This is a genomic window from Deinococcus actinosclerus, assembly GCF_001507665.1.
GTDB lineage: Bacteria > Deinococcota > Deinococci > Deinococcales > Deinococcaceae > Deinococcus > Deinococcus actinosclerus.
The window spans coordinates 1,132,786-1,155,395 of record NZ_CP013910.1 but is presented as its reverse complement, the minus strand read 5'-3'; the positions used below and the strand labels follow the sequence as shown (position 1 = coordinate 1,155,395).

Genomic DNA, 22,610 nt, shown 5'->3' with positions numbered 1-22,610 from the left:
GTCACGCACCCCACGTCCGCCGCCCCGAGCCCCGCGCCGGGGCGTTCTCATGTGGATCAGGGCGCGTGCCCCGCGTGGCCCGCGTTACACTGCCCCCAACCATGACCGCCAACAGCAACCCCAACCGCATGTTCCTGGTGATCGGCACGCTGATCGCCGCCGTCCTCATCGGCCTGGCCGTGTTCGCCGTGCAGGGCAAGCCCGCCGCCGGGATCGCCACCTTCGACCTCAAGGGCGTCCCCTTCGCCGGGCAGGAGAGCGCCCCGGTGGACGTCGTGGTCGTCGAGGACTTCAAGTGCCCCGTCTGCCAGAACTTCGAGGCGACCGTCGCGCCCGAACTGAAGACGAAGTACGTGGATACCGGCAAGATCAAGCAGTACTCGCTGCTGTGGCCCTTCCTGGCCGAGGGGCGTGGCCTGCCCACCGACGACAGCAAGCTCGCTGCCCAGGCCGCTCTGTGCGTGTACGACCAGGGCGGCAACGACGCCTTCAACGCCTTCAAGCCCATCCTGTTCCGCGCGCAGGGCGACGAGAACACCGTCTGGGCCACCAAGAGCCGTCTGAAGGAACTCGCCGGGAACCTCGAAACCCTCGAACAGAGCAAGTTCGCCGAGTGCCTGGACAGCGACGCCACCGCCGCCCGCGTGGACGCCATGGAAGCGCAGGTCGTCAAGGCCCGCGTGACCGGCACGCCCACCGTGTTCGTGAACGGCAAGCAGGTCAACGCCACCGCCGCCGACATCGGCGCCGCCATCGACGCCGCGAAGTAAGCCGTGAGCCGCGACAACCGCCTGTACGCCGCGTGGGTCGTGTCCCTGATCGCCACGCTGGGCAGCCTGTACTTCAGCGAGATCCGCCACTTCAATCCGTGCGTCCTGTGCTGGTTCCAGCGCATCTGCATGTACCCGCTGGCCATCATCCTGGGCGTCGCGGCCCTGACCGGCGACCTGCACGTGCGCCGCTACGCCCTGCCTCTGGCCGGGACCGGCGTGCTGATCGCGCTGTACCAGAACCTCGAAACGTGGGGTGTCGTGCCCGTCCTGCGCGCCTGCACCGCCGACCCCAGCGCGTCGTGCGGCACGCCCTGGCCGGTGTGGGGCATGAACTCACCGCTGAACACTGTCCTCACCATTCCGGTCCTGAGCATGATTGCCTTCACGCTCATCATCGGCCTGCTGAGCTGGCGGCGCAGCCGCACGATCTGACGGACGACCAGGGCGGGCAGCGGGGCGTGGGGGTGCGGTGTTGGCCGTGCCCCGCTGCCCGCCCGTCACACCGGGCGGCCGGCCATCATGAACGACGCGGTCATCCCGCCGTCCACCGGCACGATCGAGCCGGTCATGAACGCGGCCTCCTCGCTGCCCAGGAAGTACACGACCTGCGCGACCTCGCGCGGCGTGCCCAGGCGGCGCAGGGCGTGCAGGTCCTCGTAGTCCTGCCGGGTCTGCTCCGGGTCGTCGCTCTCCGTGATGCTCTGGAGGACTGCCTCGGTGCTGATCGCGCCCGGCGCGACCGCGTTGACCCGCAGGCCGTGCGGCGCGAGATCGAGGGCCATGGCGCGGGTCAGGTTCACGAGGCCGCCCTTGCTGGCGTTGTACGCCGCGTTGCCCGGCTCCGCGAACAGGCCCTGCACGCTCGCCACGTTCACCACGGCCGCGCCGCGCGGCAGCAGGTCCACCAGCGCCCGCGTGAGCAGCAGCGGGGCGGTCAGGTTCACGTTCAGGGTGCGGGCCCAGCCGCGCTCGCTGACGTCCAGCACGCTGCCGTGCGCGCCCTGGAACGCCGCGTTGTTCACGAGCACCTGCACGCCGCCCATCTCCCGCGCCGCGCGCACGATCCGTTCCCGCCCGGCGGCGGTACTCACGTCCGCCTTCACGCGCCGCTGGCCGCGCAGGTTCGGCGGGAGGCTCAGGTCGGCACTCAGGACCCGCCAGCCCCGTTCCGCGTACAGTTCCGCGATCGCCCGGCCGATTCCCCGCGCCGCACCCGTCACCACCACACCATTCGAAACGTCCGTCATGCCCCCAGTGTCACGGACGCCCGCCCCAGGGGCCCCGAGGCATAAGGCACGCTCAATGGGCGGGGCGTGACCTGCGGTGTGGTGGGGCGTCAGCAGAACGGCGCGAAGCCCGCCTGCTGCCCCCGCAGCAGGCGGGCTTCTTTCAGGAACGGTGGGCGCAGGGCCCACGCCCGTTTACTTGCGGCTGGCTTCGATCAGCGCGGGGACGATCTCGTTGATGTCGCCGACGATGCCGTAGTCCGCGACCTTGAAGATCGGGGCTTCGGCGTCCTTGTTGATGGCGATGATGTTCTTGCTCTTGCCCATGCCGCTCAGGTGCTGCACGGCGCCGCTGACGCCCAGCGCGATATACGCCTTGGGCTGCACGGTCTTGCCGGTCTGGCCGACCTGCTCGGCGTAGGGGCGCCAGCCGGCGTCCACGACGGCGCGCGTGGCGCCCACACCTGCGCCGAGGTTGTCCGCGAGGGCCTCGACGTAGCGGCTGAAGTTCTCGGGGCTGCCCACGCCACGGCCGCCGGTGACGATCACGTCGGCTTCGGTCAGGGCGACGCGGCTGCTCTTCTCGACGCTCTTGCCAGTCACCTCGACGCGCGCGGCGGGCAGGGTGAGTTCGACGTCGTACTGCTCACCGGCCGCGGCGGCGGGGGCGGCGGGCGCGAAGGAGCCGGGTTTGACGGTCACGACGACCGTGCCGTCGGCCTCGACCGTCTCGGTCACGCGGGCGAGGTAGGTGTAGCGCTGCGCCTGGAGGGCCGCGCCGTTGCTGCTGAGCTTGGTGGCGTCCTCGAGGTAAGCGGCGTCCAGCTTCACGGCCACGCGGGGCGCGTACTCGCGGCCCGAGCGGCTGCCGCCGATGATGACGGTATGCGCCTCGCCTTCTTGGGCGATCTGCGTGGTGGCGGCGGCCCAGACCTCGGCGTTGTAGGTGGCGAGCCCGGGCAGGTCGGCAACGAGCACCTGATCGGCGACGGCGGCGGCCTCGTTGGCGACAGCAGCGACGTTCTGGCCCAGCACGAGCAGGGTGACAGGCCCCTCGCGGCCGGACTCACGGGCGGCGGTGACCATTTCCAGGGTGGCTTTCGCCAGTTTCCCGGCGGCGTGTTCAGCGACGATCAGAATCATGCGATCACCTTGGCTTCGTTGCGAAGCAGGTCGAGAAGCTGCTGGGCGGCGGCCTGGGCGTCCTTGCCGTCGATCATGCGGTTCAGGCGGGCGCGGGTCTGGATCTCGGCGTTCACCGTGCGCACCTTGCTGCTCAGGCCGTAGCCAGCGGGATCGTCCTTGCGGAGTTCCTTCTTCTTGGCCTTCATGATGTTCGGCAGGGTGGGGTAGCGGGGCTCGTTGAGGCCCTGCTGGGTGGTCACCACCGCGGGCAGGGTCGCGCGGAAGCTCTCGTTGCCGTCGTCCACGTCGTGGCGGCCGGTGATGGTGTCCCCGTCGAGTTTCAGTTCGTTCGTCCAGGTGAGCTGGGGCCAGCCGAGGCGTTCGGCGCTGGCGGCGCCCAGAGCCTGGGAGTCCCAGTCGGCTTCCTGGCCGCCGGCGAGGATCAGCGTGGCGTTCTCGGCCTGGGCGACCTGCGCGACGACGCGGCTGAGGGTCACGGCGTCGAACTTCTCGTCGGTCTCGACGTGGATGGCGCGGTCGACGCCCATCGCCAGGGCGGTGCGCAGGGCGTCCTCGTTGCGCTTGGGGCCGATGGCGAGCGCGATGATCTGCTCGATGGGCGCGCCGCTCTCGCGCAGGCGCAGGGCTTCTTCCACGCCGTACTCGTCCATCCCGTCGATGACGAGGGTGGCGCCGTCGAGGTCGACCTGCTGGGCGTTGATCTTGACGCGCGCTTCGGCGTCGGGTACTTGGCGGACTAGGATCAGGATGTTCATGGAGCCTCCGGGAAGAGTTCTGCACTCACGGCTGGTGCGGTGGCGGCTGACGCCGGTCGCCCCAGCATGCCAAATTGGACTGAGTTCAAGTTTAGCAGATCGGGACGCCCCACCCGCAAGCCCGCCTGCGGCACACCCGACCGGGAGGACGACCGCGCCCTTCTCATCTTCGACATGAGACCTTCATGCTCCCGGGCGTCTTAATCTTCAGTCACGCAGCTCAGGGAAGCTTCTCACGTTCAGGCCCGACGCTACCACTCATGAAGAAGCTGCTGCCCATCATCCTGCTGACTGTCGCCGCCACCACCGCCACGGCGGGCGCCCAGAGCCTCAACGGCATCGAACTCGGCCTGACCGGCGGCTACGCCAGCGGCCTCAGCGGTGAGTTCTTCGTGCACGCCCCCAACGTGGCCGGCCCGGTCGGCGTGAAGGCCGGCGTGGCCTACACCCGCGCCGCCGACGCCATCAACGACAGCAGCCCCGAACTGCCCGGCATCTCCGGACCCAACGACACCTTCGGCAAGGCCAAGGCCGAGGGCCGCGCCAGCGAATCCGGCAGCCACACCGTCGTCTCGCTCGACGGCACCTACGGGCTGGGCGAACTGACCCCCGGCGTAGACGCCACCCTGTACGGCGGCGGTCGCTACGGCATGTTCCGCAGCGTCGCGGACTTCGGCAGCCTCGGCTCGACCACCTACAGCAGCAACGCCTTCGGCATCGGCGCGGGCGTCATGGTGAGCTACGCCCTGACCGGCGGCCTGAGCCTCGTGGGCGACCTGGGCGTCGACCACTACTTCAAGTCCACCATCCGCACGGACGACGGCAACGGCAACACCGACTCCATCGCCACCAACGACGGCTCGTACAGCACCTTCGACAACACCTTCGTGCGCCCCGGCACCGTCTTCAAGGCCCGCGTCGGCCTGAAGACCAGCTACTGACCTTCTCCCTCACCCTGACCGGCCTCCCCTGTGGGGGCCGGTCGTGTCGTGCCGTCCCTCTCCCTGCCCTGGAGGTGCTGACGCAGCACCTCGAAGGCCGCCACCGTGCGGGGAAAGCCCAGGTACGGCACACACATCATCAGGGCGTCACGCACCTCCGCCTCGGTCGCGCCGGCGTTCAGGGCGCCCCGGATGTGGGTGCGCAGTTCCGGCGGACTGCCCAGGGAGACCAGCAGCGCGCAGGCGATCAGTTCCTTCGTCTTCAGCGCAAGGGCGGGGCGGTCGTACACCGTGTCGTAGGCGAAGTCGCGGATGTAGCGGCCCAGATCCGGGTCCAGTTCGTCGAGCCGCTGCTGAATGCGCGCCTGCTGCGTCCCGAAGATCACGTCACGGGCGCGGGGGTCGGTCGGGGGCTCGTGGTCGCTCACGCCTGCCAGCCTAGCGGGAGCCCAGCCCCTGAAGGCCGCGCAGACGAGGAAAGACCCCCGTCAGGGGCGCCGCGCTACAGTCCCGGGTGTGGATCCGGTGTGCGCAGATCGTAAGGTTTCCCCAGCCTTCCGCCAGGGGGCGGCGCTACCCTACACTCAGGCTGTCACCCCGTTCCGCTCCGCGTTCCTTCCTCCCGCGACAGTCGTTCTGTCCCTGCCACCGCTCACCGCGCCCCTGCCGCGCTTTCCCTAGGGGGTTCCCATGAACCGATACGACGACCGCGCCCGCCTCGTGTTCCACTACGCCCGCGAGGAAGGCAACCGCCTGGGCCACGCCATGGTCGGCCCCGAGCACCTCCTGCTGGGCCTGATGCGCGAGGGCGGCACCGCCGCGAGCATCCTCGGGGAGTTCGGCGCGTCCCTGGACGGCCTGCGCCGCCGCGTCGAGGAGATCATCGGCCGCGGCGAGGGCAACCGCCTGAACGACGCCCCCAGCATCACGCCCCGCGCCCGCCGCGTCATGGAACTCGCGTCCAGCGAGGCCCGCGCCCTGGGCGCCCAGGTGACGAGTACCGAGCACATCCTGCTGGGCATCATCCGCGAAGGTGACGGCGTGGCCTTCCGCATCCTGCAGGAACTCACCAAGGACGTGGACACCATCCGCTGGCGCATCCTGGCGCAGGGCGAGGGCAGCGGCAGCAAACCCGCCAAGCCGGTCGCCACGCCGTTCCTCGACGAGTACGGCCGCGACCTGACGAAGTGGGCGCGCGAGGGCAAACTCGACCCGGTGATCGGGCGCAGCGAGGAGATCCGCCGCGTCACGCAGATCCTCACGCGCCGCACGAAGAACAACCCGGTCCTGATCGGGGATCCCGGCGTGGGCAAGACCGCCATCGTCGAGGGCCTGGCGCTCGCCATTCATGAGAAGCGCACCCCGCCCAACCTCCACAACGTGCGGCTGGTCAGCCTGGACCTGAGCGGCGTCGTGGCCGGCACCAAGTACCGCGGGGAGTTCGAGGAACGCCTGCGGCAGATCATCGAGGAGCTGCGCAACGCGAAGGTCATGGCCTTCATCGACGAGCTGCACACCCTGGTCGGCGCGGGCGGCGCCGAGGGAACGCTGGACGCCGCGAACATCCTCAAGCCCGCCCTCTCGCGCGGGGAGATCCAGGTGATCGGCGCGACCACCACCGGCGAGTACCACCGCTACATCGAGAAGGACGCCGCCCTGGAACGCCGCTTCCAGCCGGTCATCGTGCTCGAACCCAGCCCCGCCGAGACCCTCCAGATCCTGCGCGGCCTGAAACCCAAGTACGAGGAGCACCACGGCGTGCAGATCCCTGAGCAGGCGCTGGAACTGGCCGTGCGCATCGGTGAGCGCAGCCTGCCGGGCCGGAACTTCCCGGACAAGGCCATCGACCTGATCGACGAGGCCGCCAGCCGCGTGCGCCTGAACATGAGTGTCGGCCTGCCCGTCGCGGAGACCGAGGACGGCGAGCCCTACGTGACCCGTGAGGACATCGAGAGCGTCATCAACTCCATGGGCGGCATCTACTCAGAGGAAACCGCCGCGCAACTGGTCGACCTGGAGCAGCAGCTCCAGGATCAGGTGTACGGCCAGCCGGACGCGATCCGCGCGCTGAGTTCCGCGCTGCGCCGCGCCCGCGTGGGCCTGGGCGGCCGCACCCGCGTCGCCGCGAGCTTCCTGTTCGTCGGCTCCAGCGGCGTCGGCAAGACCCACCTCGCCAAGGCGCTGGCCCGCACGCTGTTCGGCAGTGAACGCAGCCTGATCCGCATGGACATGAGCGAATTCCAGGAAAGCCACTCGGTCAGCAAACTGATCGGCTCGCCCCCCGGCTACGTGGGCTTCGAGCAGGGCGGCCGCCTGACGGAAGCCGTGCGCCGCCAGCCGTTCAGCGTGATCCTCCTCGACGAGATCGAGAAGGCCCACCCGGACGTGTACAACACCTTCCTGCAGGTCCTCGACGACGGCCGCCTGACCGACGGTCTGGGCCGCACCGTGGACTTCCGCCGCACGATCATCATCATGACCAGCAACACCGGCTTCAACGTGAACCCCACCGTGGGCTTCAGTCCCGTCACGCCGGACAACAACCAGCCGCTGCGGCACATCTTCACCCCGGAGTTCCTCGACCGCCTGGACGAGGTCATCCGCTTCAAGAGCCTCGGTGAGGAGGAACTCGTGCGGGTCGCGCAGCAGCTCATGGGCGAGATGCGCGAGGAACTCGCCAGCCGCGAACTGACCGTCACCTTCGACCCCGCCATCGCCGCGTGGCTGGTCGGCAAACTCAAGTCCCGCAGCCCCAAGCATGCGGTCGGCAGCAGCCGCCAGCTGCGCACCCTGGTCCGCGAGGAGATTGAGGACCCCCTGGCGCTGGAACTCGCCAGCAACCACGGCGAGGAAGTCCGCGTCGTGCTCGGCCAGGACGGCGTCCAGTTCGAGAAGGGCGAGGAAGCCGCCACCCGCCAGATCCTGGCGTAAGCGGGTCCGGCAGGAGGCTCCGGCGCCGGCCGGGGCCTCCTGCCCATTTACGTCTGGCCGGTGTAGGGGCAGGCCACGGCAGGCCGGGCTTCACGTTCCCTGCGCGCAGAACTGCCCGGTCGTGGTCCCAGTCGCCACGGTTCGGGGCGACACTCCCGCCTGTGGTGGTCGCGGCGTCCATGAGGGTGAGAGTCACGTTCGTGCCTCCGAGGTCTGTGGCCGTCCGATCAGGGGACTACCCGGCAGCAGGTATACGCGGATTCCCGATCCAGGGGTTGGGTGCGCTCCTGTGGCGTGATCACGTCAATGCGGGGCGCGGGAACCATCCACCCGCCGCGCGTCCGCTACGATGGCGGGATGACGAAGAGCATCCTCGATTTTCAGGACGAACACGGCCGCATCACCGGGTGGCCCAGCGACCGCCGCCGCGCGCACCAGCTCGCCATTCTCGACTACCTCACCGGACTGTTCGAGCCCGGCGTGTCCTACGACCAGGGGCAGGCCGAGCAGATCCTGGCTGACCACAGCACCCTGGAAGACCCCAGCTTCCTGCTGACCGAACTCGTGGACGGCGACTACCTCGCCACGCAGGACGGGACCTACTGGCGGGCGGACGGCCGCCCCGGCGCGCGTGGCTAAAGCCCGCACCACCTACGTCTGCACGAGTTGCGGGTACACCAGCGCCAAGCCGCTGGGCCGCTGCCCGAACTGTCAGGCGTGGAACTCCTTCGAGGAAGAGGTGCCTGCCGTCACGACCGCCGCTGCGCGTGGCGGGGCGTACGGCGGCATCACAGGAGGCCGCCTCACGCCGCTGTCCGGGGTGGGGCGCCGCGAGGAGCCCCGCACGCCGAGCGGCATTCCGGAACTCGACCGGGTGCTGGGCGGCGGGCTGGTGGCCGGGGGCGTCACGCTGATCGGCGGGGAGCCCGGCATCGGCAAGAGCACCCTGCTGCTTCAGGTCGCGGATAAGGTCGCGGCGGGGGGCGGCACGGTGCTGTACGTGGCGGGCGAGGAATCCCTGGAGCAGATCCGCCTGCGCGCCGACCGGCTGGGCGTGAAGGCCGAGATCCAGCTGACCCGCGACACCCGCGCCGAGCACGTCGCCGCGCTGATGGCCGAGCACAGGCCTGCGCTGTGCATCGTGGACTCCATCCAGACCGTGACGGTCGAGGGGGACGGCGCGCCGGGCGGCGCGGCGCAGGTCCGCGACGGCACGGCGCTGCTGACCCGCGCCGCGAAGGAGACCGGCACCGCCACCGTTCTGGTGGGGCACGTCACGAAGGACGGCACGGTCGCCGGACCGAAGGTCATGGAGCACATCGTGGACACCACCGTCTTCCTGGAGACGGTCGGGTCGTACCGCCTGCTGCGCAGCGTGAAGAACCGCTTCGGGCAGGCCGGTGAACTCGGCGTGTTCGAGATGCGCGGCGAGGGCCTGATCGCCGTCGAGAACCCGTCGGCGGCGTTCCTGGCCGAGCGGCCCGTCGGGGTGCCCGGCAGCGTCGTCGCGGCCACCATCGACGGGCAGCGTCCCATGCTGCTGGAGGTGCAGGCGCTGGCCAGCAAGACGCCGTACCCGAACGCCCGCCGGGTCGTGGTGGGCCTCGACGCCCGCCGCGTGGACGTCGTCCTGGCCGTGCTGGAACGCCGCCTGGACCTCACGCTGGGCGGCCTGGACGTGTACGTGAACCTCGCGGGCGGCCTGAAGGTGCCCGATCCGGGCCTGGATCTCGCGGTGGCGCTGGCGGTGTACTCCGCCGTGGTGGGCCGCGCCCTGCCCGACAGTGTGGCCGTGTTCGGCGAGGTCGGCCTGGCGGGCGAGGTGCGCTCCACCGTCGCCTCCATCCGCCGCGCCGAGGAGGCCCGCCGCGCCGGGTACACCCGCCTGATCGTCCCGCCCGGCCTGGACGGCCACCCGAACGGGGTAAAGAGCGTCGAGGAGGCCGTCGCGCAGGTGTGGGGCGGCGCCCCGGCGTCCGGCCGGAAACCCCGCGCCGCCGCCGAACGGAGCTGACGGTATGCCCCCCCCGCTGTCGGCCGCGCCGCCCACCTCGCCCGTCTGGTTCCGGGCGCTGGTGTGGCTGGCGCCTCTGCTCCTGATCGTGACCGCCTGGATGCCGGACGACGGCGCAGGCAAGCCCCTGCCGGTGGCGGGCAGCGTGGCGCTGACCCTGCTGGGCGTGGGGCTGGCCGCCCTGTTCGTGCAGCTGCCCCGGCGGCTCTCGTACACCCTGACCGACACGGGCCTGCGTGTCAGTCGCTTTTCCGGCACCTTCGAGTGGCCGTACCGCGAGCTGCGCGTGCGCCGCACCGACGGCGGGCTGGGCCTGAAGATGGGCGGGGTGGGCCTGCCCGGCTACTACACCGGGACCTACACCTTCACGGGGGCCGGGTACCGCAGCGTGCAGGCCATCGCGTCGAACACGCGTGGCGGCCTGATCGTCGAGCGGGGCGGCACGCCGTACTACCTGACGCCCGCCGACCCGGACGCCTTCGCGCAGGCGCTCGCCGCGCGGGGCGTGGCCGTGCTGGACTGAACCGGCGTTGGGCTGTTCTGCGTGCAGGTCTCGTGAACGGGGGTCGCATCTGCCGTGGGCCTATGGGTGCGACCCTCGGGTCATGACGAGCGGTGCCACCGATCACGACCACGCGGAACACGCGCATGACGCGCACGGCCATAGCGGGCATGATCACGGCGCCCACGCGTCCGGTCACGGTGGGCATGACCACAACCACGGCGCGAACGCGAACGCGCGGCAGCTGACCCTGGCCCTGCTGCTGACCGGCGGGTTCCTGATCGTGGAGGTCGTGTACGCGGTCCTGTCCGGCAGTCTGGCGCTGCTGAGCGACGCGGGGCACATGCTGACCGACGCGGCGGCGCTGGGCCTGTCCCTGCTGGCCCTGCGGGTGGGCGCGCGGCCCGCGGACGCGCGGCGCACCTTCGGGTACCGCCGGGCGGAGGTGCTGGCCGCCGCCGTGAACGCCGGGGCGCTGTTCGCGGTGGGCATCTACGTGCTCGTGGAGGCCGCGCGGCGCTTCGCGCAGCCGGTCGAGGTGCAGGCCACCCCCATGCTGATCGTCGCGGTGCTGGGGCTGGTGGTGAACCTGATCAGCGCCCGTATCCTGGCCGGGGGGCAGCGTGAGAGCCTGAACATGCGCTCGGCGTACCTGGAGGTCATGGGCGACCTGCTGGGCAGCGTCGCCGTGATCCTGGGGGCGCTGCTGATCCGCTTCACCGGCTGGACGTGGGTGGACCCGCTGCTGGGCGCTGGCATCGGCCTGTGGGTGCTGCCGCGCACCTGGGCGCTGCTGCGCGCCAGCGTCAACGTCCTGCTCGAAGGCGTGCCGCGCGGGCTGGATCTGGACGCCCTGCGCGCCGAGCTGCGCGCCCTGCCCGGCGTGGAGGACGTGCACGACCTGCACGTGTGGAGCGTGACCGGTGGCGTTAACAACCTGACCGCCCATCTGGTGGCCCCGTCGGCAGATGCCGGGCTGCTGCGCGAGGTGGAGGCGGTGGCGGCCCGTTTCGGCGTCGCGCACAGCACGGTGCAAATCGAGGGGCCGGACGCCCACGCGTCGGGCGCGGGAGAGCTGCATCCCTGAGCTGACACCGGACGGGGGTGGAGTCGCCCCGCAGCTGTGCTCCTTATATGCCTTGACAGGAATATTCCGATTAAGGCATACTACGTTCAGAACAGAACACTTCAATAGGAGGTCACGCGCCGCTTGAACCACCACACCTTCACCGCCCTGGCCGACCCGCACCGGTTCCAGATCGTCGAGCTCCTGCGCGAACGGCCTCACAGCGTCGGCGAGATCGCTGACCGCCTCGGCCTGCGCCAGCCGCAGACCTCCAAGCACCTGCGCGTCCTCGTGGGCGCCGGCCTGATCGACCTGCACCCCCAGGCCAACCGCCGCGTCGCCCACCTGCGCCCCACGCCCTTTCGCGACCTCGACGACTGGCTGACCCGCTACCGCCCCCTCTGGGAGGAGCGGCTCGACCGGCTCGACGACTACCTGCGCACCCTCCCCCCTGAAGAGCCCAATCCCGACCCCACCGAACCCGGAGGTTCCCCATGACGCACGCCGCCACCCTCGACCACCGCATCGAAGACGCCCGCACCCTCGTGCTGGACCGCACCTTCGCCGCCACGCCCGAGCGGGTGTTCGCGGCCTTCACGCAGCCCGAGCACCTGAAACACTGGTGGGGGCCGCGGGGCTGGACCCTCACCCACTGCACGGTGGACCTGCGCCCCGGCGGCCGCTGGCACTACTGCATGACCTGCCAGGACCCCGCGCAGGGCGACTTCTACGGCATGAACAGCTGGGGCCTGGGCGTGTACGAGCACATCGGGGCCCCCACCCGCCTGACCTACACCGACCACTTCAGCGACGAGCAGGGCGCCGTGAACGACCAGATGCCCGCCACGCTGACCGACCTGACCTTCGAGGCCGTCCCCGGCGGCACCCGCGTCACCAGCCGCTCCACGTACGTCCGCTCGGAAGACCTCCAGGCCGTGCTGGACATGGGCATGCTCCAGGGCATCAGCGAGACCTGGGACCGGCTGGCCGAACACCTGCCGGGCTGAGGCGTCACTGTCCCCCCGGCCTCACTCCGCGCCGGATCAGGCCTGCGCCGCCTCGTCCGGCGCGAAGTCCAGCACGCCGTGCGCGGGGAGGGGCTGGCCGATCCGGACCGGCTGCGCGTCCCCAGCGGCCCGCAGCCGCACGCCAGCAGGGGTGCCCAGCAGCAGCAGCGTGCGGCCACTCAGGCTCACGCGCAGGCCGTCCAGGGCCGGGGCGCCCAGCAGCTCACCCAGGTCCGCCACCGGCACCTGCACGTGCAGGGCGTGCGCCCCGTACGGCCCGCGCACCTGCACGTGCGCGCCGGTGACGTGCAGCGCCAGCGGCAGCCCCAGGCCCGCCAGGCCACCCAGTTCCAGCTGCGGGGCGCGCACCTGCCGCGCGACCGCCACCCCCAGCAGCGTACCGGGCCGCACGATGTCCCCCGCCGCCAGCAGCCGCGCGCCCTGGCTGACGTCCAGATCCGGCGGCAGGCGCAGAAGTTTCAGGCCGTCGCGGTGCTGCTCGGCCCGCAGGCCGCTCAGGTGAGGCACGCGGCTGAGCTGCCCCAGATCGAAGGGACCGCCCAGCGGCGTGGGCACGCCCGCGACCTCGCCGTCGGCCGTGACCAGGTGCAGGGTGCGGTCCTCGCGGTACTCGATGCCCTCGACCCCCGGCAGGAACGGCCGGGCCGGCGCCGGCCGGACGGCGGGCCGGGGTGCGGGCCGGCGCCGGGCCACCCAGGCGAGCAGCGCGGCCAGCGGAAGCAGCGCCAGCCACCACAGCCCCGGCAGCCGCCGCTCCAGCGAGGGCGCCGCAGACGAGGCCGCGCCGGCGGTGGCCGCCACGACCCGGCCGCCCGCCTGCCCCTGCACCGCTGGCAACGCCACCGGTCCCACCCCGGGCAGCAGCAGGGTCGGGGTGAACGACAGCTGCGGCTGGGGGCGGGTGGCCCACAGCCGCACGGTGACCTCCCGCGACCCCGGCAGGGCGTCCAGGCGGCCGCTGAGGCCGGTGGGCAGGGCGCCCAGGCGCAGCCCGGCCGCATTGACGCCGCGCGCCAGGCGCAGCCGCAGCGCGACGTCCTCACCGCCCCGCAGGGTACGGTCCGCGCCGGGGTTGAGCCACCTGAACGGTTCTCCCGTCAGTCGCAGCAGCACCTGCCGGGCGCGGGGCGCGATCCAGCCCTGGCCGGTCACGGGGGGCGCGCACAGCAGCGCGGCCGTCCCCGGGGGCAGACCGGCGGGGACGGTCAGGGTCACGTCCCGGCCCTGCACCTGGCTGGCCGCCAGGCGCAACCCGGCCGCGCGGCTCGCCAGGGCGAGCGGCGTGCCGGCCGGAAACGGCGCGGCCAGCGTCGTCCCGTCCACCCGGCGCAGCCCACCCTCGAGCCCCTCGCCGCTGAGCGCCGGCACCCGGTTGACCGGCAGGACCAGGCCACTGGCGAACGAGCTGCCCTGGAGGGCCGCGCGGGCGTCCTGCGGGATCTCGGCCCCCAGGGCCACGTAGGTCAGCCGGTCGAGCGGGCCCCGGTCGGTCCAGGCGTTCAGGGCGTCGGCGGCGCTCACGGCCCGGCCGGGCTCGCGGGTGTCGTTGTCGATCCCGTCGGTGAGGACGAACACCTGTGTCACCTCGCCCCCGCGCGCACTCAGGGGCTTCAGGGCGTCGCGGACGCTGCGGTACAGGAAGGTGTTGCTGCCGTCGGCGGTGAGGTTGCCCAGCGCGGCGTTCCAGGCGGCGCTGCCGGCCGGCTGCTCGAAGCTGCGGCGTGAGCGCAGCCCGGCGTCGAAGGTCACCAGGGTCACCTGATCCGGGCGGGTGTCGCGCACGTAGGTGTTCAGCTGCGCCCTGACCCGCCCGAAGATGTCGGCCCGGCCGTCCCCGGCGCCGCGCATGCTGCCACTGGTGTCCAGCACGAACACCACGCGCGACCGGGTGGGCAGGTCTCCGGACGGGACGGCGCAGGGTGGGGCGTCCTGCGCAGCCCCGGCAGACGCCAGCAGCAGAAGGGACAGGAGAGCGGTGCGGAGCATTCGGGTTCCCATTGTGACGCCTGAGGCGGGCCTGGGAGGCGCGCGCCCGCAGGCACATGCGGTCGGGGGTCGGTTTTCTGCGTATCGAGCGTGGTTTTCGTGAAGTTGTGCCCGTGGCGATACCCGGCGCACTATTCCGCTATTTACGTAAAATATTTGACCGTTTTCAACACTGGTAGTATACTGAACAGACACAGAAGACGCGCCCAGCGCGCCTCCCTCCTCTCCCCCACCCACCAGCGCCGCCCGGCCACCCCGCCGGGCGCGCCCCAGGAGTGACATGACCCAGACCGACGACACTGTGAAAGACATCGCCACCACCGCCGGCCCCAGCGCCGAGTACACCGCCGCCGACATCAGCGTCCTCGAGGGCATGGACGCCGTACGCAAACGCCCCGGCATGTACGTGCAGGGCGGCACCGGCATCGACGGCTACCACCAGCTCCTCACCGAGATCATCGACAACGGCATCGACGAGGGCCTCGCCAACTTCGCCACCGAGATCCACGTCATCCTGCACGCCGACGGCGCCGCCACCGTCACCGACAACGGCCGCGGCATCCCCATAGACATCATGCAGAGCAAGGGCCGCCCCGCCATCGAGGTCATCTTCAGCGAACTGCACGCCGGCGGCAAATTCGGCCAGGGCGCGTACAAGGTCTCCGGCGGCCTGCACGGCGTCGGCAGCACCGTCGTGAACGCCCTGAGCCTCTACCTCGACGTCACCGTCAACAAGCACGGGCACCTGCACAACGTCCGCTTCGAAAAGGGCATCCTCGTCAAACCCCTGCGCGACGAAGGCCCCACGCCCAAGGACGTCACCTGGGCCACCAGCGTCAGCTTCCACCCGGATCCCAGCATCTTCAAGGAATTCGACAACCAGTTCAACTACGACCGCATCCGCAACCGCCTGCGCGAACTGGCGTACCTGACGGGCCTGAAGATCGTCATCCGCGACGAACGCGTGGACCTGCACGCCGGGCAGATCAAGGAAGAGACCTTCCACGAGAAGGGCGGCATCGCCAACTTCGCCCGCGCGCTCGTCACCGACGACAGCAAACTGCTGTACGACCAGCCCATCGTCATGACCGGCCAGCACAGCGGCGTGAACGTCAAGGTCGCGTTCATCCACGCGAACACCTACGCCAGCGACAACATCCTCACCTACGCGAACATGATCCGCACCCGCGACGGCGGCACGCCCCTGACCGGCTTCAAGACCGCGTACACCCGCATCCTGAACAAGTACGCCAAGGACAAGAACCTCATCAAGAACGGCAATCCCGTTCCCAGCGGCGACGACCTCCTCGAAGGGATCTACTGCGTCGTCAGCGTCGAGGTGGAAGACCCGCAGTTCGAATCCCAGGCAAAGGTCAAGCTGCTGAACAGCGAGGCGCAGACCGCCGTGAACGCCGTCGTCGGCGAGAAATTCGCCGAGTTCCTCGAGGAGAACCCCAAGGTCGGCAAGACCATCGTCGAGAAGGCCGCCGAAGCCGCCCGCGCCAGAGAAGCCGCCCGCAAGGCCCGCGACATCGTCCGCCGCAGCAACCCGCTGGAAAACGACGACCTGCCCGGCAAACTCGCCGACTGCTCCTCGCAGGACCCCGCTGAAAGCGAGCTGTTCATCGTCGAAGGTATCTCCGCCGGCGGCAGCGCCAAGGGCGGCCGTGAACGCCGCTTCCAGGCGATCCTCCCGCTGCGCGGCAAGATCCTCAACGTCGAGAAGGCCGAACTCAACAAGATCCTCAAGAACGCCGAGATCCGCGCCCTGATCGGCGCCATCGGCGCCGGCGTCGAAGGCACCGGCGACCGCATGCACTTCGACCTTTCAAACCTCCGCTACCACAAGATCATCATCATGACCGACGCGGACATGGACGGTGGCCACATCGCCACCCTCCTCCTGACCTTCTTCTACCGCTACATGCGCCCCGTCGTCGAGGCCGGCTACCTGTACATTGCCCAGCCGCCCCTCTACCGCATCATGATCGGCCGCGAAAAGAAAGGCACGTACCTCTACACCAACGAGGACCTCAAGGAACACGTCGCCCGCGCCAACAAAGAAGGCAAGAAGTACGACATCCAGCGCTTCAAGGGCCTCGGCGAGATGAACGCCGACCAGCTCTGGGACACCACCATGAACCCCGAAACCCGCGCCCTCAAGCGCGTGGGCATCGAAGACCTCATCGTCGCCAACGAAGTCTTCGAGAACCTGATGGGTAGTGACGTCGCCCCGCGCAAGACCTTCATCCAGGAAAACGCGCGCTTCGCCGAAATCAGCGTGTAATCAAGCATCCAGAATTGAAGGGGCTCAGGGATGTGAGCCCCTTCAATTCTGTTACCTCTAATTATACTGATTGGTTTTAAATATTAAAATGCTAGATGAAGATCTAAATTTTGAAGTATCAGTTATATCAATGCAGACGATAAAATATTAGATAAATTTTTTCAATTTATTTTAATGATCATTTACAACTTTCTGTGTTTCCCGGATAGTTGGCGAGAATTATACTCAAATTCATAGATATTTTACCCAGCTCACAGTTATATGGCCGATCCTTCAAACTATCCCACTTTACCAACATGGCAGTAACATAAGGCGCAGCAAAAGACGTGCCGATTCTCCTTACTGAATACGTGAGATCATCATCCGCAAAATACTCTCCAGGCGCGTAAAGAAGCGCAGGTTTGGATTTCGCCCTGATTGAAGGAAATAATCTATCGAATGGAGCAAAACTTCTCACTTCGCCAATATTATATGTAGGCTGTATAGCACCTACGCTGATTAATCTACCTCCCAATCCACTGTTCTGGTCGTAAGACCAATCAGCTGGATACTGATGACATACTTGCTCATAAGTATATCCATTACACCTATCATTATTTCCGTTTGAGGCAATAATATTAACGCCGTGGAATTTAGCAAAGTCTATAATTTTTCTCAGACTAGCCCCTCCTAAATAACTAGAAAAACTCATGTTTATGTAAACTTTATAGTTCATTTCGGCATATATACTTGCCTGACAGATGCCATCGATAATTTTTCGTATGTCGCATTGACCATCTCGGGTATCGCATGTATTTATGCCGATTATGTTATTATAGGGTAGTCCGCTAATCTCAGCTATCATTCGGTATATTATTTCTCCATGACGTCTGGCACCGCCGAAATCAAATGTATCATTATTTGATTTAGAATCAAACGTATCCAATATAAAAACAAGTGGATATTCTATAACCGGATCACTTTCAATATACATTGTATCTTTTTTATTTTCAAATCCAATATTCATAGAATTTAATATGGCTTTATTATACTTCTTACCTTCATCTCGAGGAACTCTAAGAGGATTTATATCGCTTTCATCTCCAACCCAAGGCTCCCTAGTAGGAACTGCCTGTATATTGTTATCAATAACAGGAGTTTTATCTTGAAAAAACCAATTTCCTAGATTTTTTGCAACTATTTTTGTCATATTGCTCTTGCATTCAAGCGGAAGATCGCCAAAAATATTATCTGAGTTATGAAATTTTTTATATAAATAAATTGAATTAGGAGTATAAGTGTCAATAATGTCTATATCTTCATAAATCGTGTCTCCCATAAGCGACAGTATCTGCTTGAAATCACCAATTCCATTATCGTATAGCATTTTTCTGGCCTCTAAAGTATCAATAAAATTCAAAATGCCACCAGCTTTATCATCCTCTTTAGCTGGGGAAAGCAATAAATAAACTCCAGCCCTATCTAATATTGTAACTTTATTACTTCCAATATCAGCGCCCGTTGCTCCAGCGCGGATGAAAATTTCCTGTTCACCGTATGCAGAACTTGAAGGTATAGGGCATTGCCACCTAAAGAAGCGATCATCTTTTGTACATTCTACCGACTTGTTACCTAGCCTGAGCCATAAATTACTATCCTGCAATTTCGCAATCTCATTACCTTCTAAAGCGATAGTAAAGAATGGTGTGTCAGTATACTCTGAAATATTTACTATTTTTGGATATATTCCAAATGCATTTGCATTTGTTAAAAAAAGAAAAACAAGAGTAGGTATAATTCCACAAATTCTTAAAATTTTCATATGATCTCCTAGTGCGAGAGCGACTCCTTTATTCTTATATCGGCAAGATTATTTATAATTTTTGATACAACCGCTGTATGACCACTAGAATTTAGGCAATATAATATTTCATCTAGCTTTTCAATATTTCCGCTTATTTCACTTAGATTGGCAGTTAGCAATCCAAGCAATCTGATATTGCCAGAATCCCTAATTAGGGTAATACCTTTTTTATAAAGTTCTTCGGCTAAAGTAATCCTATTGGACAAATGAGCGCTGACTCCCCATGAATTTAACGCTGCAGCCGCACCCTCTTCATTTCCAGAACCATGTAATATTTTCTCCGCTTCTCTATAATACTCTTCAACAATGCCAAAGCTCTTCGGCCCTTCATGATCAAATATATAATCAGCAAAATTTATCAATAAAACCCCTCTCTCAATAGGAAACAGTGCTGATTTTTTAAGCAATTCAGAGTAAAAATCTCGTATATTAGCATTTTTATCACTCTCTAAGATTGCATTTAATGTATCTACCCGGATAATATCAATATCAGATCCAGAACACTCGACTATTGAGCGTGATATTGTCAAGCTACGTCGAGCTTTATCTTTTATATTAAGTCTTAATGCGGAACAGGCGGCATAAAAATAAATTACGCCCCTATCCAATGAGTTAGAAAACGGCAATCTATCAGAAAGAGTTAACACTTCGTGATAATTTCCCATTTTATAATTAAGTGCAGATTTTAGAGATAAATAAGCATAATCTGAAAGTTTTTTTTCATCAAAACAAGAGACTAGGCCGTCCAATATAATAGTTTTACCCAGGCGCAACATAGCCCATCCCCGCAGCAATCTCACCTCGTCGGTCTGCGGCGCGACTTCCAGTACGCTGGCGGCTCTGGCTGGGTAGCCCCTCTTCATGTCCTGGTCGGCGTGCCAGTGGGCAGCGGCGGCGCAGGCGGCCTGGTCGTGGTCTTCCCAGAGGTCGCGGGCGGCGAGCCAGTGAGGCCAGGCGGTCTCACGGGGGTGGTGCCGCGCGAGGTGGAGGTGGATGAGGGCCGTCTCGGTGGGCTGGGCGTCCAGGAGGTGAAGGGCGGAAGTGGGGGCGCGGATCCGGCCGTCCGGGGTGGTCAGGCCCTCGCGCGTCAGGGTGTCCAGGGTGCGGGTGAGAGCCGTGGCCGTGAGGTTCAGTGCGGCGCGGGTGGCGGCCAGATTGGGTGGTTCCTGCGCGGCCAGCGCGAGGAACAGTCGGCGGGGGTCGGTACCCAGGAGGTTCAGGTGGGCGTCCAGTGTGTGGTGGGGTGGGGCGCCAGTCAGGTAGCCGGCCAGGAGGGTGGGGTGACCGGCGGTGGCGGCGTGCGCGCCGGGGTGCGCCAGGAGATCCTGTTCGCTGAGGGTCTGCAGGGAGACGTGGTGCGGGGTGGGAAGGGCGGGTGAATGGCGGGCGGTGATGGCGATGGTGGCGCCGGGCGTCTGGCGGGCGGCGAGCGTGAGTGTGGCGCGTGTGGTGTCATCCAGTTCCTCCCAGTCGTCGACGGCGAGTTTGAGGCGGGTGTCGCGCAGGAGGTTCAGGGCGTCGGCGGCGCTGCTCAGCGGGTGGGGGCTGAGGGGCTCGAGGGTGGCGAGCGGCAGGCCCCCCTGCCCCTGGGCGGGGAGGAGTCGCCAGCCGTGCCGGGTGAGGGCGCGTAGCAGCGTGGTCTTGCCGATGCCGGGCGGGCCACTGATCCACGCGACGCTGCCGGTGGGCAGGCGGATCAGAGCGTCGAGTTCGGCGCGCCGTCCGATAAGGGTGTGGTCGGGGGTGGGTGGGGCCGGGGCGGTGAGGCGCAGGCCGATGTCGTCCGCGTCGCGGCGCAGGTGCAGGGTGAGGGGGTGGTCGGTGCCGCCGAGGATGTGCCACAGCCGCGTGAGGTCCTCAGGTGGGCAGGGGGGCGCGCCGGGGGTGCGGTAGGCGCGCTCGGCGTGGGCGTGCGCGGCGTGGGGTTCGGCGCGGGCGTGGTGGTAGTCGGCCAGGGCAAGCTGCGCGGCGCGGGCCTCGCTGCCCAGGGTGTCACGGGTGTCGAGCAGCCACTCTTCCAGATCCAGGGGAAGGTCGAGGCGCAGACCTGCCAGGAACTCGCCCGTGTAGGCGGCGCAGGCCTCCGTCCAGCGGGCGGCGCGGTGGTGGGTGCGGAACTCGGCGGCGTCGCACGGGAGGCGCGCCTCGACCCTCTGCTCGGTTTCCGTGATGGCGTTCAGGGGCCTCAGGCGGATGAGGTTCTGCGCCAGGGAGTTCATGGGGTTCGCCGCGTCCGGCCAGAACAGGTCGGCCAGGCGGCGGCGGGCCTGCGGGCCTTCGAGCAGCAGGTAGGCAAGGAGAAGCAGGGGTTTCTCGCGCCGGTAGGTGGTGCTGTCCACCCGCAGGCCACCGAACGTGAGAAGTTTCATAGACCATTGTAGCGATACACCTGCCGGGGGGGTCAAGTGGAACCGGCAGGCCCTATCCGGGATCAGCAGAGGCTGGCGCCCCTGCCTGGGTCAGGGGCAGGCGTTCACGACATTCGGCGCGATGGGCGCCTGTCCGGGCGTGGTGATCAGCGGCAGCAGGGGTACGCCGGGCTGGCAGCTCATCCAGCTGGCGAGGAGGCCGCTCACGACCGGCGCGGCGAAGCTGGTGCCGAAGTACGGGTACCCGCCCAGCCAGAATTCACCGGGGGCCTGCACGCTGGGCGCCTCGGTGAGCACGCCGGGGTTGCCCACGCCCCGGTTGTAGGTGGCCAGCTGTCCCGTGGCGACGTCCCACCCGGCGACGCTGAACAGCATCGTGGCGCGCAGGCTGCGGGCCGCGAGGTTGACTGCCGGGCCGAACTCGTAGGCGCGCGTCCAGTCGGCGGGGTAGTGGTTGCAGCGGTCACCGGGCACCAGCCGGGCGCAGTCGTCACGGTTGCCGTAGCTGGCGGCGACCGGCACGCCCAGGGTCGTCACCTCGCGCAGCGCGAGGTTCAGGCCGCGCGTGGGGTTCGGGCCGCCCACGCTGAGGTTCACGACGTGCCGTCCGCCGCGCCGCGCGTCGGCTGCGACGGCGCACAGGGCCTGCACGGTCTTCAGGGTGGAGCAGGTGCCGTCCTTCTCGCACACCTGCCGGTAGTCCAGCTCCGCGCCGGGCGCGACGGCCTGCGCGATCTCCCCGATGGCGCGGCCGTGGTGGGGGCGGTCCGTGAAGGTCACGGTGTAGTACTGCCCGCTGTACGTGAAGGGGTCCTCGGTGGCACTGGCCGTGTCGAGGACGTGGATGGTGACGCCCTTGCCGCTGCCTCCCCTGAAGTTCAGGAGGCGGGCGAGCACCTGGGCCGGGGGCATCTTCGCGTACGGAGGGTCTGTGGCCTGATTGGGCCAGCCGACGCGGGTGGGGTCGGTCTGCAGGTCACCGGCGAAGATCAGCTCCAGCAGCGTGAGGACCTGACCCAGCGGCAGTCCGGCCGTCGGGACCGTGCCGGCCAGGGCCGAGCAGATCGAATCGATGGGCGCGGCCGGGGGGCGCGCGGCCGGGTTCAGCAGCTGGGTCAGGTTCGCCGCTTTCAGGGTGGTCAGGGTGACCAGGGGGGCGCGGGTCGCCAGCGTGGGAAGCGGGGCGACCCGCGCGCCCTGGCCCGTCGCGGGGGACGCCAGGGGCGCCAGCGCGGGCGGCTGCTGGGCACTCAGCCTGTTGAGCACCGCCTGCACCTCTGCCGGGCAGGTCCTGGCGCAGGCGTCGGCCAGCGCCTGGAGGCGGCGGGTGTACTCGGCCTGCACGGTCTTGGCGGCGTCGGGGCGGACGTACACCAGGGCGTCGGTGCCGGGCGGCACGGTCAGGACGTTCAGGCTCAGGGACTGCGGGGCGCCGCGCAGTGTAAGACTCTGCGGCCCGCCCGCGGCACGCTGCGGCACCTGGAAGGCCAGCCAGCCGCTGGCGCGGTCCAGGCGGTACTCGGCCGCCTGTCCCCCGACATTCAGTTTCCCTTCCGGCGCGACGCCGCTCAGCCCGAAGATCCAGGCGGTCTCGCCGGGTGCGGCGGCGGCCGGGTACACCCCGGCGGGGCGGACGGCCGTGACGGCAGCTGGACTGGGCTGGGCGTACGCGGCGCCCAGCAGGAGCAGCAGGGCCGGCAGGCGGGTGTGGATCGCGGATCGAAGCATGGATGTCCCTCCGGG

19 protein-coding genes are annotated in these 22,610 nt (G+C 66.8%); 11 read left to right on the top strand and 8 right to left on the bottom strand.

Annotated features, from left to right (window positions below; genetic code table 11):
- Positions 1 to 101: 101 nt before the first annotated feature.
- The gene (locus AUC44_RS05585) at positions 102 to 770 is read left to right on the top strand and encodes a DsbA family protein (RefSeq protein ID WP_062157756.1); all 669 of its coding nucleotides are present in this window, start codon (positions 102 to 104) and stop codon (positions 768 to 770) included.
- 3 nt (positions 771 to 773) lie between these two features.
- Positions 774 to 1,205, top strand: coding sequence for a disulfide bond formation protein B (locus AUC44_RS05580; protein ID WP_062157755.1), 432 nt, complete (start codon positions 774 to 776; stop codon positions 1,203 to 1,205).
- Between the two features lie 65 nt (positions 1,206 to 1,270).
- On the opposite strand, the gene AUC44_RS05575 is transcribed toward AUC44_RS05580, so the two are convergent.
- From AUC44_RS05575 to AUC44_RS05565, 3 genes are all read right to left on the bottom strand, one after another.
- On the bottom strand, positions 1,271 to 2,020 hold the full coding sequence (locus tag AUC44_RS05575) for an SDR family NAD(P)-dependent oxidoreductase (RefSeq protein WP_062157754.1): 750 nt from the start codon (positions 2,018 to 2,020) through the stop codon (positions 1,271 to 1,273).
- 174 nt (positions 2,021 to 2,194) lie between these two features.
- Positions 2,195 to 3,142: an electron transfer flavoprotein subunit alpha/FixB family protein gene (locus AUC44_RS05570; RefSeq protein WP_062157753.1), complete on the bottom strand. Its 948-nt coding sequence runs from the start codon at positions 3,140 to 3,142 to the stop codon at positions 2,195 to 2,197.
- Entirely contained in the window at positions 3,139 to 3,900 is a 762-nt protein-coding gene (locus tag AUC44_RS05565) for an electron transfer flavoprotein subunit beta/FixA family protein (protein WP_062157752.1), read from the bottom strand. Before AUC44_RS05565 ends, AUC44_RS05570 begins: the two co-directional genes overlap by 4 nt.
- Positions 3,901 to 4,160: 260 nt before the next feature.
- On the opposite strand from AUC44_RS05565, the gene AUC44_RS05560 reads away from it, so the two are divergent.
- On the top strand, positions 4,161 to 4,841 hold the full coding sequence (locus AUC44_RS05560) for a hypothetical protein (RefSeq protein WP_062157751.1): 681 nt from the start codon (positions 4,161 to 4,163) through the stop codon (positions 4,839 to 4,841).
- On the opposite strand, the gene AUC44_RS05555 is transcribed toward AUC44_RS05560, so the two are convergent.
- The gene (locus AUC44_RS05555) at positions 4,835 to 5,269 is read right to left on the bottom strand and encodes a carboxymuconolactone decarboxylase family protein (protein ID WP_062157750.1); all 435 of its coding nucleotides are present in this window, start codon (positions 5,267 to 5,269) and stop codon (positions 4,835 to 4,837) included. The two genes, AUC44_RS05560 and AUC44_RS05555, sit on opposite strands and share 7 nt — an antisense overlap.
- Before the next feature lie 262 nt (positions 5,270 to 5,531).
- Here AUC44_RS05555 and AUC44_RS05550 point away from each other — a divergent pair, with 262 nt between their 5' ends.
- The 7 genes from AUC44_RS05550 to AUC44_RS05520 all read left to right on the top strand — a co-directional run bounded on the left by AUC44_RS05550 (position 5,532) and on the right by AUC44_RS05520 (position 12,361).
- Positions 5,532 to 7,772 (top strand): ATP-dependent Clp protease ATP-binding subunit, encoded by a 2,241-nt coding sequence (locus AUC44_RS05550; RefSeq protein WP_062157749.1) that lies wholly within the window; start codon positions 5,532 to 5,534, stop codon positions 7,770 to 7,772.
- Between the two features lie 357 nt (positions 7,773 to 8,129).
- On the top strand, positions 8,130 to 8,411 hold the full coding sequence (locus AUC44_RS05545) for a DUF2087 domain-containing protein (RefSeq protein ID WP_058977178.1): 282 nt from the start codon (positions 8,130 to 8,132) through the stop codon (positions 8,409 to 8,411).
- Positions 8,404 to 9,786: a DNA repair protein RadA gene (gene radA / locus AUC44_RS05540; protein WP_062157748.1), complete on the top strand. Its 1,383-nt coding sequence runs from the start codon at positions 8,404 to 8,406 to the stop codon at positions 9,784 to 9,786. Before AUC44_RS05545 ends, radA begins: the two co-directional genes overlap by 8 nt.
- A 4-nt stretch (positions 9,787 to 9,790) precedes the next feature.
- Positions 9,791 to 10,309 carry a PH domain-containing protein gene (locus AUC44_RS05535; RefSeq protein ID WP_062157747.1) on the top strand — a complete coding sequence of 173 codons (519 nt, stop codon included), beginning with the start codon at positions 9,791 to 9,793 and terminating at the stop codon, positions 10,307 to 10,309.
- Positions 10,310 to 10,391: 82 nt separating this feature from the next.
- The gene (locus tag AUC44_RS05530; protein WP_082688961.1) at positions 10,392 to 11,375 is read left to right on the top strand and encodes a cation diffusion facilitator family transporter; all 984 of its coding nucleotides are present in this window, start codon (positions 10,392 to 10,394) and stop codon (positions 11,373 to 11,375) included.
- 123 nt (positions 11,376 to 11,498) lie between these two features.
- Entirely contained in the window at positions 11,499 to 11,852 is a 354-nt protein-coding gene (locus tag AUC44_RS05525; protein WP_062157746.1) for an ArsR/SmtB family transcription factor, read from the top strand.
- Complete coding sequence (locus tag AUC44_RS05520) at positions 11,849 to 12,361, top strand: SRPBCC family protein (RefSeq protein ID WP_062157745.1); 513 nt, start codon at positions 11,849 to 11,851, stop codon at positions 12,359 to 12,361. Before AUC44_RS05525 ends, AUC44_RS05520 begins: the two co-directional genes overlap by 4 nt.
- Positions 12,362 to 12,397: 36 nt before the next feature.
- Here the strand turns inward: AUC44_RS05520 and AUC44_RS17230 are convergent, their stop codons facing one another.
- Complete coding sequence (locus tag AUC44_RS17230; protein WP_062157744.1) at positions 12,398 to 14,368, bottom strand: vWA domain-containing protein; 1,971 nt, start codon at positions 14,366 to 14,368, stop codon at positions 12,398 to 12,400.
- A gap of 280 nt (positions 14,369 to 14,648) precedes the next feature.
- Here AUC44_RS17230 and AUC44_RS05510 point away from each other — a divergent pair, with 280 nt between their 5' ends.
- Positions 14,649 to 16,655, top strand: coding sequence for a DNA gyrase subunit B (locus AUC44_RS05510; protein ID WP_062157743.1), 2,007 nt, complete (start codon positions 14,649 to 14,651; stop codon positions 16,653 to 16,655).
- A gap of 178 nt (positions 16,656 to 16,833) precedes the next feature.
- Here AUC44_RS05510 and AUC44_RS16140 read toward each other — a convergent pair whose 3' ends face one another.
- From AUC44_RS16140 to AUC44_RS05490, 3 genes are all read right to left on the bottom strand, one after another.
- Positions 16,834 to 18,456, bottom strand: coding sequence for a S8/S53 family peptidase (locus tag AUC44_RS16140; protein ID WP_082689146.1), 1,623 nt, complete (start codon positions 18,454 to 18,456; stop codon positions 16,834 to 16,836).
- An 8-nt stretch (positions 18,457 to 18,464) separates the two neighbouring features.
- On the bottom strand, positions 18,465 to 20,867 hold the full coding sequence (locus AUC44_RS16445; RefSeq protein WP_157445184.1) for a hypothetical protein: 2,403 nt from the start codon (positions 20,865 to 20,867) through the stop codon (positions 18,465 to 18,467).
- 90 nt (positions 20,868 to 20,957) lie between these two features.
- Entirely contained in the window at positions 20,958 to 22,595 is a 1,638-nt protein-coding gene (locus tag AUC44_RS05490) for a S8/S53 family peptidase (protein WP_062157739.1), read from the bottom strand.
- Between the last annotated feature and the right edge of the window lie 15 nt (positions 22,596 to 22,610).

What these genes read in the sequence shown, in the direction of transcription:
- AUC44_RS05585 (WP_062157756.1), top strand. Translation starts at nt 102, where the DNA reads ATGACCGCCAACAGCAACCCCAACCGCATGTTCCTGGTGATCGGCACG.
- AUC44_RS05575 (WP_062157754.1), bottom strand. Translation starts at nt 2,020, where the DNA reads ATGACGGACGTTTCGAATGGTGTGGTGGTGACGGGTGCGGCGCGGGGA.
- AUC44_RS05570 (WP_062157753.1), bottom strand. Translation starts at nt 3,142, where the DNA reads ATGATTCTGATCGTCGCTGAACACGCCGCCGGGAAACTGGCGAAAGCC.
- AUC44_RS05565 (WP_062157752.1), bottom strand. Translation starts at nt 3,900, where the DNA reads ATGAACATCCTGATCCTAGTCCGCCAAGTACCCGACGCCGAAGCGCGC.
- AUC44_RS05560 (WP_062157751.1), top strand. Translation starts at nt 4,161, where the DNA reads ATGAAGAAGCTGCTGCCCATCATCCTGCTGACTGTCGCCGCCACCACC.
- AUC44_RS05550 (WP_062157749.1), top strand. Translation starts at nt 5,532, where the DNA reads ATGAACCGATACGACGACCGCGCCCGCCTCGTGTTCCACTACGCCCGC.
- AUC44_RS05545 (WP_058977178.1), top strand. Translation starts at nt 8,130, where the DNA reads ATGACGAAGAGCATCCTCGATTTTCAGGACGAACACGGCCGCATCACC.
- AUC44_RS05535 (WP_062157747.1), top strand. Translation starts at nt 9,791, where the DNA reads ATGCCCCCCCCGCTGTCGGCCGCGCCGCCCACCTCGCCCGTCTGGTTC.
- AUC44_RS05530 (WP_082688961.1), top strand. Translation starts at nt 10,392, where the DNA reads ATGACGAGCGGTGCCACCGATCACGACCACGCGGAACACGCGCATGAC.
- AUC44_RS05520 (WP_062157745.1), top strand. Translation starts at nt 11,849, where the DNA reads ATGACGCACGCCGCCACCCTCGACCACCGCATCGAAGACGCCCGCACC.
- AUC44_RS17230 (WP_062157744.1), bottom strand. Translation starts at nt 14,368, where the DNA reads ATGCTCCGCACCGCTCTCCTGTCCCTTCTGCTGCTGGCGTCTGCCGGG.
- AUC44_RS05510 (WP_062157743.1), top strand. Translation starts at nt 14,649, where the DNA reads ATGACCCAGACCGACGACACTGTGAAAGACATCGCCACCACCGCCGGC.
- AUC44_RS16140 (WP_082689146.1), bottom strand. Translation starts at nt 18,456, where the DNA reads ATGAAAATTTTAAGAATTTGTGGAATTATACCTACTCTTGTTTTTCTT.
- AUC44_RS16445 (WP_157445184.1), bottom strand. Translation starts at nt 20,867, where the DNA reads ATGAAACTTCTCACGTTCGGTGGCCTGCGGGTGGACAGCACCACCTAC.
- AUC44_RS05490 (WP_062157739.1), bottom strand. Translation starts at nt 22,595, where the DNA reads ATGCTTCGATCCGCGATCCACACCCGCCTGCCGGCCCTGCTGCTCCTG.